Annotated in this window: 9 protein-coding genes; 5 read left to right on the top strand and 4 right to left on the bottom strand. The window is 59.4% G+C overall.

What is annotated here, in order from left to right:
- Positions 1 to 347: 347 nt before the first annotated feature.
- Positions 348 to 2,786 carry an ATP-dependent helicase gene (locus ACYQ6M_RS04935; protein WP_460072482.1) on the top strand — a complete coding sequence of 813 codons (2,439 nt, stop codon included), beginning with the start codon at positions 348 to 350 and terminating at the stop codon, positions 2,784 to 2,786.
- A gap of 135 nt (positions 2,787 to 2,921) precedes the next feature.
- Here ACYQ6M_RS04935 and ACYQ6M_RS04940 read toward each other — a convergent pair whose 3' ends face one another.
- Positions 2,922 to 3,488 (bottom strand): tetratricopeptide repeat protein, encoded by a 567-nt coding sequence (locus ACYQ6M_RS04940; RefSeq protein ID WP_460072484.1) that lies wholly within the window; start codon positions 3,486 to 3,488, stop codon positions 2,922 to 2,924.
- A gap of 139 nt (positions 3,489 to 3,627) precedes the next feature.
- Between ACYQ6M_RS04940 and ACYQ6M_RS04945 the strand changes: the two genes are divergently transcribed.
- Positions 3,628 to 4,518, top strand: coding sequence for a 50S ribosomal protein L11 methyltransferase (locus ACYQ6M_RS04945; protein WP_023000508.1), 891 nt, complete (start codon positions 3,628 to 3,630; stop codon positions 4,516 to 4,518).
- A 214-nt stretch (positions 4,519 to 4,732) separates the two neighbouring features.
- Here the strand turns inward: ACYQ6M_RS04945 and ACYQ6M_RS04950 are convergent, their stop codons facing one another.
- Positions 4,733 to 4,951: a hypothetical protein gene (locus ACYQ6M_RS04950; protein WP_077292356.1), complete on the bottom strand. Its 219-nt coding sequence runs from the start codon at positions 4,949 to 4,951 to the stop codon at positions 4,733 to 4,735.
- A gap of 233 nt (positions 4,952 to 5,184) precedes the next feature.
- Between ACYQ6M_RS04950 and ACYQ6M_RS04955 the strand changes: the two genes are divergently transcribed.
- Both ACYQ6M_RS04955 and ACYQ6M_RS04960 read left to right on the top strand, forming a co-directional pair.
- Complete coding sequence (locus ACYQ6M_RS04955; RefSeq protein ID WP_460072487.1) at positions 5,185 to 6,999, top strand: aminopeptidase P family protein; 1,815 nt, start codon at positions 5,185 to 5,187, stop codon at positions 6,997 to 6,999.
- 70 nt (positions 7,000 to 7,069) lie between these two features.
- Complete coding sequence (locus tag ACYQ6M_RS04960) at positions 7,070 to 8,104, top strand: phytanoyl-CoA dioxygenase family protein (protein ID WP_055655452.1); 1,035 nt, start codon at positions 7,070 to 7,072, stop codon at positions 8,102 to 8,104.
- Positions 8,105 to 8,146: 42 nt separating this feature from the next.
- Here ACYQ6M_RS04960 and ACYQ6M_RS04965 read toward each other — a convergent pair whose 3' ends face one another.
- Complete coding sequence (locus ACYQ6M_RS04965) at positions 8,147 to 9,811, bottom strand: chloride channel protein (RefSeq protein ID WP_055655450.1); 1,665 nt, start codon at positions 9,809 to 9,811, stop codon at positions 8,147 to 8,149.
- Between the two features lie 250 nt (positions 9,812 to 10,061).
- Between ACYQ6M_RS04965 and ACYQ6M_RS04970 the strand changes: the two genes are divergently transcribed.
- Positions 10,062 to 11,876 (top strand): chloride channel protein, encoded by a 1,815-nt coding sequence (locus ACYQ6M_RS04970; RefSeq protein WP_023014552.1) that lies wholly within the window; start codon positions 10,062 to 10,064, stop codon positions 11,874 to 11,876.
- A 75-nt stretch (positions 11,877 to 11,951) separates the two neighbouring features.
- On the opposite strand, the gene ACYQ6M_RS04975 is transcribed toward ACYQ6M_RS04970, so the two are convergent.
- On the bottom strand, positions 11,952 to 12,491 hold the full coding sequence (locus tag ACYQ6M_RS04975; protein WP_460072490.1) for a thioesterase family protein: 540 nt from the start codon (positions 12,489 to 12,491) through the stop codon (positions 11,952 to 11,954).
- Positions 12,492 to 12,521 lie beyond the last annotated feature (30 nt).

The following is a 12,521-nucleotide window of genomic DNA, read 5'->3' on the forward strand; positions in this document are numbered from 1 at the left end:
TCCCGCCGCTTGGTCAAGCAACAGGCTCCCTTGTTTACTGGATCCCCGCCTGCGCGGGGATGACAAGAGAGAGGCTTCAGAGCATGGATTTGCTTCTTGTCATCCCGGTTTGACGCGCAGCGGCAAGACCGGGATCCAGTACCCTCTGTGCTCGCTGGAACCGCAAACCTCTGGGGTTCCTGAAATCTGTCGCGGCTTTGTCAAAAGAGGCGGCCTCACGCAGTTGCCGGTTCAAATAAGAAAAGCCCGCTTCTTGTCCCCACCAAATCGGTCATTCCTGCCTCGCCAGCGCCGGTATGTTGCTATATTGTTCTCAAAACAAGCGCTTGAAACCGGACCAGTAAACCATGACCGACCCGGACGGGTACGACGATTCCTTTGACGATCCATTCCAGCCTATCGGCACGCGGGCGGAGTCCGCGCCTGCTCCCGTGCGGCCGCAAGGAGGGATCGCGGCCAGGGCGATGGCGGCACGGCGGGCACCGGACTATCTGACGGGGCTGAACCCGGAGCAGCGGCTGGCGGTGGAAACGACCGAAGGGCCGGTTCTGGTGCTGGCTGGTGCCGGCACGGGCAAGACCCGTGTTCTGACAACACGCATCGCCCATATCCTGGCAACCGGCTTGGCGCGGCCGTCCGAAATTCTGGCTGTCACGTTCACCAACAAGGCTTCGCGCGAGATGAAGGAACGCATTGCCGGTTTTGTCGGCGGCAATGTGGAAGGCATGGCGTGGCTCGGCACGTTCCACTCCATCTGTGTGAAGATCCTGCGCAAGCATGCCGAACTTGTCGGCTTGAAATCGTCCTTCTCGATCCTCGATACCGACGATCAGATCCGCCTTATCAAGCAGATCATCCAGGCCGAAGGGCTGGACGACAAGCGCTGGACGGCCAAGGCCTTTGCCGGGATGCTGGATGGTTGGAAAAACCGGGCTCTTGGGCCAAAGGATATCCCGGAAGGCGAGGCGCGGGCGTTTGCCAACGGCAAGGGCCGAAAGCTCTACGAGGAATATCAGGAGCGCCTGTCGATCCTGAACGTGGCCGATTTCGGTGACCTGCTTTTGCATGTCATCACGTTGTTCAAGACGCAGCCGGATGTCCTCAAGGAATATCAGCGCCGCTTCCGCTACATGCTGGTGGACGAATATCAGGACACCAACATCGCGCAGTACCTGTGGCTGCGGCTGCTGGCCCAGGGCAACCCGAATGTCTGCTGTGTCGGTGATGATGACCAGTCGATCTACGGCTGGCGCGGCGCGGAAGTCGATAACATCCTGCGCTTCGAACATGACTTCAAGGGCGCCGTCGTCATTCGCCTGGAGCGCAATTACCGCTCAACCAGCCATATCCTGGCTGCCGCATCCCACCTGATTGCCTTCAACGAAGGCCGTCTCGGCAAGACGCTGTTCACCGATTTCGAGGAACCCGACCACGACCTGGTGTCGGTGGCCTCCGTCTGGGACAGCGAAGAAGAAGCGCGCACCATCGGCGACGAGATCGAGACGCTTCAGTCGCGAGGTCATTCGCTCAATGAAATGGCGGTTCTGGTGCGGGCATCCTTCCAGATGCGCGAGTTCGAAGACCGGTTTGTCACGCTGGGGCTTAATTACAGAGTCATCGGCGGTCCGCGCTTTTATGAGCGCATGGAAATCCGCGACGCCATGGCGTATTTCCGCTGTGTCGCGCAACCCGCGGACGATCTGGCGTTTGAGCGCATTGTCAACACGCCGAAGCGCGGTCTTGGCGATGCGACGCTGAAACTGGTCCATGGCGTTGCCCGGGCAGAGCGTATTCCACTGATGCAGGCGGCAAGCCAGCTTATCGATACCGAAGAACTGAAGCCAAAGCCACGCAACGCGCTGAAGTCCGTCCTCGACAACTTCGAGCGCTGGCGGCGTCAGCTCGACCAGATGAAACACACCGAACTGGCGGAAATCATCCTCGATGAGAGCGGTTACACCGAGATGTGGCGGCAGGACCGCTCGGCGGAAGCGCCCGGACGGCTCGATAACCTGAAGGAACTGATCCGGTCTATGGACGAATTTGAATCCATGGCCGGTTTCCTGGAGCACATTTCCCTCGTCATGGACCGGGACAGCGCGGATGCGACCGACGCCGTATCCATCATGACGCTACACTCGGCCAAGGGGCTGGAATTCGACACGGTGTTCCTGCCCGGCTGGGAAGAGGGGCTGTTTCCCCACCAGCGCGCGCTGGATGAATCCGGTCGCGCCGGTCTGGAGGAAGAGCGCCGGTTGGCCTATGTCGGCATCACCCGAGCGAAGAAACGCGCAAAGCTCTATTTCGCGTCCAACCGGCGCATTCACGGCCTCTGGCAGTCCACCGTTCCCTCACGGTTTCTGGATGAACTGCCGCCGGACCATGTCGAGATTGCCGAAGCTTCGTCCAGCTATGGCGGCTATGGCGGTGGCGGTTACGGACCGTCCCGGTTCGACAGTCATGATCCCTTCGACAAGGGTAGCTACTCCACGCCGGGCTGGCAACGTGCGCAGCGTGCCAAGCAGTCCTCCAGCGGATTTTCCGATGGCGGCGGCCGTGGGTATCAGTCCGCGCGGCAAAAGCGTCAGGGGCCGTTGACCATCGAAGGAGAGCTGGTGGCGAAATCCGTCAGTGACACGCCATCGCAATTCTCTCTGGGCGAGCGCGTGTTCCACATCAAGTTCGGCTATGGCGCCATCAAGTCGATCGAGGGAAACAAGCTGACCATCGACTTTGAAAAGGCAGGGGTGAAGAAGGTCATCGACAGTTTCGTCGAACGGCACTGACCGGCTGGTTGCGAAAACCAGTCCGGTGAACTGCTTCTGACGGCTACGCTCCAATAGAACCGGGAATTTGGTCTCGCACCTGATGTATCCTTGGGTTGGCCGCAAGGCCTGAGACACTTTGAGTCTGGGACCGTTCTAGAGATCGACACCTTGCGGTTTGATCAGCATGTCGCGCTCCTTCAGGTAGGGATGTATACCGACGGCCTCACGCAGCACTTCCTGGCCCAATTGCACCCTGCCGAGCGTCATGAAGATGATTGCCTTGCCGGACAAGGCGCCAAAGTGCCGTGGTTCCAGAGCAAGGGCGCGTTCGATATCTTCGAGGCTGGCTTCGTAATTACCCTGCAGGAAGAGGATGAAGGCACGCTGGTTCCAGCCTTCCGAGTAATCCGGTGCCTCTTCCACGACCGTGTCGAGCAGATCCTTCGCACCCTGAAAGTCATAGGATCCTCGTTTACGCATGGCTTCGTCCACCTTCTTCCGGATCTCTGGCGTGGGAGCGGCATCCAGCCAGGTGTGCCAGATGCTATCTTCGATCTTGCTGGCCGCCTCTTCATTCGGAGCGTTCTTCAAGGCTTCAAACAGTTGATCCTGCTCGGACGTTGCCCAGGCGGGGAGGATGAGAAGCTGGAGGCAAAGAAGGGCAGCAACCAGACATCCGGTCACTTGCAGCCAGTTTAGGTGCGAACGGGGGCAAGTCATGGGTGTTTCCTCGCATTTCCCAATGAAATGGGGCACAGACCCGGTTTGCCCAGTCCCGGGACCGTTTCAAGCTGGCATCGCTGGCCGCTTCCCGCTATACCGCACGCCTTGACCCCAATAACCACAGGCGCGAGCGGCGATGAAAACCATCCGGGTGCGGATCACGGCTGAAGAACTGGAAGCCAAGCGGATCTCCGAGATTCTTGAACGGGCGTTTGAGGACGACGGCAATCCGGTGACCATCTACGAAGCAACGCCGGACGGACGCCTGTGGGCTGCTGAAATTCTTCTGTTCGACATGGAGCCGGAAGAGGCGGCTGCGACGGTGCGCGACCGTGTCGGCGCCGATGCATTTGCCGCGCCGCTGGAAGCAGAAGAACTGCCGGATATCAATTGGGTCGAGAAGAGCCTTGAAGGGCTGAAGCCGGTAAAAGCCGGTCGTTTCGTTGTTCACGGCAGCCACGATAGGGACAAGGTTCCAGGTGGGGCCATCGGCATCGAGATCGAAGCCGCGCTTGCCTTCGGAACCGGTCACCATGGCACGACCGCGGGTTGCCTGGAGGAAATCGACAGGCTTTTGTCCATGCGCGCGTATGACAGCATTCTCGATCTTGGAACGGGAACAGGCGTGCTGGCAATCGCCGCTGCGCTTCAATCCCGCCAGTTGGTTCTTGCAACCGATATCGACCCTGTTGCGACGAAAACAGCGCTGGAAAACGCCCGGCTCAATGGTGCGGGGCATCTTGTTCGTGGCTTTACCGCCAACGGAATTGAAGACCGCCGCTTCCGTCTCTTTGGTCCGTTCGACCTGGTGATCGCCAACATCCTGGCGCGGCCGCTGATGAAGATGGCGAAGTCCATCGGTGAACGCATGACGCCGACCGCAACCCTCGTGCTGTCCGGCCTCAGGGTGGAAGACGGTCCCCGGATCCTGTTCGCCTACGGTTGTCAGGGGTTCATTCTGGACAGGCGCGGCGAAAAGGACGGCTGGTTGACGCTTACACTTGTGCGGGGACGTAAACAGGCCTGACTGCGTCCGCCATCTGCCAGGAAACAGCGATGATCATGTCCTCGCCTGCAAGGCGCTTGTCGTCGCCAGGCTCCGCAGGATGAGGGAAGGGGAGAGCCGTTTCTTTTATTCCGGTGCCCGGAAATCTTGACTGCAGATACAAAAAGACCCGCCGAAATTTTCGGCGGGTCTTTTCTTGTGCACAGTGGTTTTTACTTAAACCGTCCTGAGCCCCTTAGAACGCGCTGGTAGAGGTGCCTTCGCGCTCGAGCTGGGCGCGGTCGTAGCCGTGGGAGGCCAGGGTCGCGTCGTCCAGTGACAGCAGGTAGCCGTTGACATAGCGGCGTGCCTGGATGGAGCGGGCTTCAATCATGCGGTCGAAAGCGCGGCGCATGAAGCTGCCGCCGGCGCGGGTCGAGGTGGTTGTTTTCATGGTCATCGTGGTCATTCCCATTTGAAGTTTAAGAGCTTCCCTAGGGAGAAACGTCTTTTTTCTTGTCTGAACCCTATATGCGCTTTTGCCGGGACCTCAGGTAGGCCTCGAAACGCATGCCAGCCTTGCGCTCTTCGCATATGCGAAAGATTTTGCTGCAATGCAAAATATGAGGAAGATAATGCTGCTGAACCAATTCAAGCGGAATAATTATCCAGCTTGATCGGATGGGGCCGCGAAATTATCTTGCGGCCATGTTCCAGACCTTTGACGATCTTAGTGATCCTTCCTGTGGCGCGCCGCATGCGGCGCTTCTCAGAGCCGAACTCTCCCGCCGTGGTCTCGACGGCTTTCTCGTGCCGCGCGCCGATGCGCATCAGGGCGAATATGTGCCGCCGCATGATTGCCGCCTCCAGTGGCTGACAGGCTTTACGGGATCTGCCGGCATGGCGGGGGTTCTGGGGGAAGAAGCCGCTATTTTCGTTGACGGCCGATACACCATTCAGGTGCGTGACCAGGTCGACATGGCGGTCTTTCCGGCGCGCCATCTTGTCAATGAGCCCGTGACCGACTGGCTGGCCGAACGACTGCAACCGGGGCAGAAGCTGGGCATCGATGCCATGCTGCACACGGTGAGAGAGGTTCGCCGTCTCGAGGAGATTTGTGAGTCGGCCGGCGCCACTTTGGTCAAGCTGAACGACAACCCGGTTGACAGTGTCTGGAAGGACCGTCCGGAGCCGCCGCTTGGTCAGGTTTTTCTCTATCCGGTTGAGCTTGCCGGACGTGGTGCGAAGGACAAGATTGCCGAAATCCAGTCGGCCCTCGCAGACAAGAAGGCGGATGCCTGCGTGCTGACGCAGCCCGACTCGATTGCCTGGCTGTTCAATATCCGTGGGTCTGACGTCACCCATACGCCGTTGCCGCTCTCCTTCGCCACGGTTCCGGCAGAAGGCAAGCCGTCCCTGTTCATTGATGGCCGCAAGTTGTCCAATTCTGTTCGCGATGCACTCGCCGATCTGACGGACCTCAGTGAACCGGCTGATTTCAAGCCGAGGCTGGAGGGTCTCGGCAAGGCTGGTGCCAGGGTGATGATTGATCCGGGCCTGGCGGGGATCGGCATCGCCGACGCCATCACCAAGGCAGGTGGAACCTTGCTGGAAGCACAAGACCCGATCCTGCTGCCGAAGGCGATCAAGAACGAGACGGAACTGAAAGGTGCGCGCGCCGCACATGTCCGCGATGCAGCTGCTTTCGTCAATTTTCTGTGCTGGTTTGACGAAGTTGCCCCCAAGGGCGATCTCGATGAGATCGCCGCTGCGGAAAAGCTTGAACAGTTCCGCCAGGAAACCGGTGTTCTGAAGGATATTTCCTTCGATACGATTTCCGGTGCGGGCCCGAACGGGGCGATTTGCCATTACAGGGTCAGCCGGTCCAGCAATCTCAAGATCCCGGTCGGCAAACCGTTCCTGATCGATTCGGGTGCCCAGTACGAAGACGGTACCACCGACATCACCCGCACACTTGCGGTCGGGGAAGTCGGCACGGAGATGAAGAAGCACTACACGCTGGTGCTGAAGGGACATATTGCGATCTCGACGGCAAAGTTCCCGGAAGGCACCACGGGTGCGCAGCTCGATACGCTTGCCCGGATCGATCTGTGGAAGGCCGGTCTTGATTTCGACCATGGCACCGGTCACGGCGTCGGAGCCTACCTCAGCGTTCACGAAGGACCACAGCGCATTGCCAAAACCGGCACGGTGCCGCTGAAACCGGGCATGATCCTGTCGAATGAGCCAGGCTACTATCCGGCGGGCGAATACGGCATCCGGATCGAAAACCTGGAAGTCGTCACGCCTGCGAGTGATTTGCCGGGTGGGGAACGCCCGATGCTCGGCTTCGAAACGATCACCCTTGTGCCCATGGATCTTCGGTTGATTGAGCCTGTTCTGCTGACGGTGGCCGAGCGCGACTGGTTGAACCGGTATCATGAGAGGGTCCGTGCCGAGATCGGTCCGCTTGTGGGCGCGAAAGAGCGGATCTGGCTGGAACAGGCGACAAAAGCGATCTAAAAGATCCTGAAGGCCGGTTTCGACCGGCCTTCCTATTTTGAATTCTTGTTTATCGAGCTGAGGTTTTTCAATGCGCGCCGCGGATGTTCTCAAGATGCCGCTCTACGCTGCCGAGCTGGCAACCGGAGCCAAGTCGTTTCGGGACAACCCGCTGATTGGCAGCCGCCGGCTGAACGAGGCCGGGTTGCACGCCAAGCGCATCAAGCTGGCGGAATCCATGGCGGATTCGCGCCGCCGCAGGTTGGAACACCTGCTGCCGGAAGCTGATCGCGCAGCTTATGCAAGAGACGGATTTATCGCCACCCGCAACCTTCTGCCGGAAGATGAACTGGCGGCGCTGCGCAAGGAAGTCGAAACAACGCGCTTCGATGCCTGGGACATGCGCCAGGGCAATGCCGTCACGCGGTTCGTTCCCCTGCCGCCCAGTGTGCTTGCAGATTTGCCTCATCTGAAGGCCTTCGTCTGGAGCAAGCCGTTCCAGAACGGTCTGCGTTATGTCGGTTCGACCAATGGTGATCCACTGGTCTACCTGCATATCGTCATGACCAATCCGGACACCAAGCGGAAGGCCGACCCGCAAACGGCGTTCCATTCCGACACCTTCCACCAGACCGCGAAATCTTGGTTCTTCCTCTATGACATCGATGATGCCGAGGGACCTTTCACGTATATTCCCGGATCGCACCGGCTGACGCCGGAACGGCTGGAATGGGAACGTGAACAGAGCCTGTCGGCCTGTGGCGACAAGAATACGCTGCATGCTCGCGGTTCCTTCCGCCTTGCTCCGGAAGAACTGGGTCGGCTGAAATATCCCGAGCCGGTGAGGTTTGCAGTTCCCGGCAACACGCTGGTCGTTGCCGATACCCACGGCTTTCATGCGCGTGCCGCCAGCAAGCGGCCGTCGGTACGCGTGGGCATTTATGGCTCGCTGCGTCGAAATCCATTCCTGCCGTGGGCGGGGCTTGACCCGTTCGATCTGCCAGGCCTCAGGGGGCGCCAGGCCCGGTTCTACATGGCCCAGAAGGATCTGCAATTCCGCCTGAAAGGCAAGGCATCGCATCGCTATGCGGGCAAGATCCTGGTAACGGAACCTTCGAAATTCTGACCTTGCGGACTATCCTCTAGGCGGAATTCCTGCAGGTGTCCGTTAGTGGTGCTCTTCCTCGTTGGCCTTGATCAGCTCCGAGTTGAAGTGATTGAGCGCCTTTACGTGGCGCGCCTGTCCGACGATCCTGGTTGCATCTTTGGTGCTGACGACGGGAAGCAATGCTTCTCCGCAGGAATCGAAGCTTTTCAGTGCGCTTTCAAGCGAGTCGGTATCATGAAGGTAGCTGCCGTCCTGACCGGGCCGGAAAATGCAATCCTCCTCATTGGCCGGGGGAGGGTCCATGAAATCCTTCACCTTGACCGTTTCTCCCAGAAAGCGGTGGATGCCGTCATTCACGAAATAGCCGCGCAAGCCAAGTAGCCAGTGGAAATAGGATTTGCCATGAACGGCCTGCGTCAGGCCCGTTGCAATCGACACGGTCAGCAGCAGGGCGATCGAGAGCGTGTAGCCGCCGGTCAATTCGAAAACGATCATGGTTGTTGAAAAGGGCGCGCCGAGAACTGCTGCTGCAACGGCCCCCATTCCCAGGATCGCGTATAGCCCCTCGCTTGAAGCCAGTTCGGGAAAGACGGAGGCGGCAATCAGCCCGAAGGCGCCTCCGGTCATTGCCCCCAGATAGAGCGATGGCGAGAAGATGCCGCCACCAAAACGGGACGCCAGCGTGATCGCGGTCGCGGCCGTTTTCGCAAACAGCAGAGCGAACAGCATCGCAAGGGGCAACTGGTCCTTGAGGGCGGCGTCCGTGGTCTCGTAGCCGACGCCAAGCACGTCGGGAAAGACCAGAGCAATGAGCCCGACCGCGAAACCGCCGATAACAGGCCGCAGCCAGACCGGCATCGAAATGTTCCGGGCAACCCAATCCGTTCCAATCAATGCAAACTGGAACAGGATTGCCACGAGGGCGGAAACCAGGCCCAGAAGCGCAAAGGCGGGAAATTCCCAATAGGAGGTGATCTGGTGTCCCGGGATCACGAAGGCGGCAACGTCGCCGAACCAGAGCCGGGAGAATACGGTTCCCGTAACGGCGGCAATCGCGATGGGCGAAATGGCCGACATCGCATAGTGCCCGAGAATGACCTCGTGTGCGAACAGAACGCCTGCGATAGGCGCGTTGAAAGAGGCGGATACCGCACTGGCAACGCCGCAGGCCAGCAGAATGCGGTGCGCGGAATCCGGCAGGTGAAACAGGCGCCCGACGGATGCACCGATGGTTGCTCCCAGGTGCACGACGGGGCCTTCACGCCCGGCACTGGCACCGGAGCCGAGCGATAACGCCGTGATAAGGGCTGATGATATGCCCGGCCAGAACGGCAGCCCGCGTCCGCCTTTGACACGAGCCTCGATCACGTCCGCCACGCTGAACGTTCTCTGCATCGGTTGCATGTACTGAAGCAGCAGGCCAACCAGCAATCCGCCAATGGTGGGCCCGGCAACGATCATGTACCACGGCAGTGTCGCGGCGGCGCTGACGACACGTTCCGTCGCCGTGCCAAGCCAGGGCAGCTGCACCAGGCTGATGATCTCACGGAAGATAATGGCCGCCCAGGAGACGAAAGATCCGATCAGAAGGGCAAGCAGCCAGACGATATGGCTTTTCTGGCGCAGAAATTCCCTGAAGTTGAACCCGATGCCAGCGAGAAGCCCGGCGATGCCGGAACGAATGGAAGGGGCGAGCCTGTAAAGAAAGTTCAATCGGTCTGGCATTTGGTCGGCGTGACTCAACTGAGATTAAAAGCCAATCTGAATTACGGCCCCATTTTACGGAGGAACCGCGTCACTTCACCGTCAAAATTGAAAAAATCCGGCTTGTCCCTTGATTTTCATGTGTTCAGGTTTAAGGAGAGGGGGTCGAAGCCTTCAGGCCATGTCGCCATCCCGGTCGCCTAGACCGGCTGTTTTGGGCTCCGGCAAATCGCCAGAAGTAGCCCTCTCAGCCAAGAAGTGTTGGCCTGCCATGTCCGTTGTTGAACCGTCCGATACACCGTCACTGTCCGGTGACGGCCCCCCAGACGCGCGCGAAGAACGCGTATTTTCTGTGCCCATGTTGTGTCTTGTGGCGTTCTTTATCGGGATCGTCGCAGCCATTGGCGCGGTTTTCTTCCGATATCTGATCTCGGTCGTTCACAATCTTTTCTACTACGGAAAATTTTCGACCGTTTACGACGCCAACCAGTTTGCCGATGCCAGTCCACTTGGGGCTCTGGTCATTCTCGTACCCGTCGTCGGTGGTTTGATCGTGGTGTTTCTGGTGAAGACCTTCGCTCCGGAGGCCAAGGGACACGGCGTGCCGGAGGTGATGTTCGCGGTCTACCACAAGAAGGGCGACGTTCGCGGCGTGGTGGCGCTGGTGAAATCCTTTGCCTCTGCGATTTCCATCGGAACCGGTGCATCCGTCGGCCGCGAGGGGCCAATCATCCAGATCGGAGCCTCCTTCGGTTCAACGATCGCCCGGGCGCTGCATCTGCCGCGCTGGCAAAAGATCACGCTGCTTTCTGCTGGGGCAGGGGCGGGGATTGCCGCCACCTTCAATACGCCGCTTGGCGGGGTGCTCTTTGCTGTCGAGATGCTGTTGCCCGAGGTCAGCAACCGGACTTTCCTGCCCGTGGTCGTTGCCACGGCGACAGCCACATACGTTGGCCGGATTGCCTTTGGTCTCGACCCGGCCTTTATCGTACCGATCTCCGCGGAAGAGGCTATCGAAGCCATCGCGCCGATCCAGCTGGGCGCCTATGCACTGCTCGGCGTCCTGGCCGGCATTGCCTCCTGGGCTTTCATTCGCACGCTCGCCTGGTGCGAGGACCTGTTCCCCAAGCTCCCGGGCAATGATTACACCCAGAACATCATCGGTATGCTGATCATCGGCACGCTCAGCTATGTCCTGATGCTCACCACGGGGCATTACCACACCGCAGGCGTCGGCTATGCCACGATCCAGGATATCCTGAATTCGACCCCTTACACATTCATACTGCTGGCTGTTCTCTTCATTGCGAAAATCATCGCGACATCGATCAGCCTTGGTGCGGGGGCATCCGGCGGTGTCTTCTCGCCATCGCTGTTTATCGGTGCGACGCTTGGCGGCATGGTCGGTGTCCTGTGTTCCTACCTGTTCCCGGACAGCGGATTTACGGCGGTGGAATTCGCCCTTGTTGGCATGGGAGCGCTCGTGGGCGGTGCAACCGGCGCATCGATGACTGCCATCGTGATGATCTTCGAGATGACCCGGGACTATAACGTCATCGTGCCGCTGGTTCTGGCGGTCGCGATTGCAGTCGGTGTCCGGCGCTGGCTGATCAAGGACAACATCTACACGGTCAAGCTGCGCCATCGCGGCAAACCGATCCCGCTCAACCGGCACACCAACATGTATCTGGTGCAGCCGATCAAGGAAGTGATGGCAAAGAATTTCGTGATTCTGCCGCTCGATACACCTGTCCAGGAAGCGATTTCCGCCGTGAGTGCCGATGGCGGATCCCATATCATCGCGTCCGACGGGCCCCGGATTGCCGGCTTTGTGCGCCTCGGCACCATTCCTTATCAGGCCGACCGCTTCGCCGGACAAACGCTGCGCGCGATCCTCTCAAGCGATTTCGTGATTGCACCGGCAACCAACATCATGAATTCGGTGATCACCCGCATGAACAACCGCAACCGCAGTTGCGCGATCATCGTGTCGGGCGACGGCCGTATTCCGCGTCCGGATGATGTGGTCGGGGTGGTCGATTCCAAGGAAATCGCCGGCGTCGTCGTCTCCAACCACTACGGCTGAGGCCATCGGTTCGGATGTCAGCCCGTGGAGTGGTTTGCCGCTCCACGGGCTTTTGTTTTCGAGTCGATCAGTTGCTCAGGGCTTCTTGCGGATCTCGATATGGCGTCCCGCCCGCTCCGGGCGCGGCAGACTGGCATGAGCTTGCGACAGGGTTGTCAGGTTGGCCGCAATGTCCTCCGGCCAGGGAGCGACCTTGCGGGCGTTCATGTCGACATGAAGACTCAGTTGTTCTGATGTCGCCGACAGCCAGCCTTCCTCGGCGTGGCGCAGTTCCTGATAGAAATGCGCGCGCTTGGCGTCGAAATCGACAAGCTGAAGCGTCGCGATCACCTTCATGCCGGCGCTGAGTTCGCGCAGGTAGCACACATGCACCTCGGCGGTGAAGAACGAGCCGCCACGGGTCTTCACATAGTCGGGACCCATGCCGAGACGGTGAAAGACCTCATCGACAGCCGTATCGAACAGGACGTTGTAATAGGCCATGTTCAGATGGCCGTTGTAATCGATCCAGTCGTCCCTGACCGTCATGATTTCGCTTTCCACCGGCATTGCGTCCCAAGTCACCTTCACAATCCTCCTTGCGCCATTGTGTCCAACCTTGCGGGAAATGCCCATTAGGCTTTGACCTTTCGGGCCGGGGCTAAC

Source organism: Roseibium sp. ROS1 (assembly GCF_054658215.1).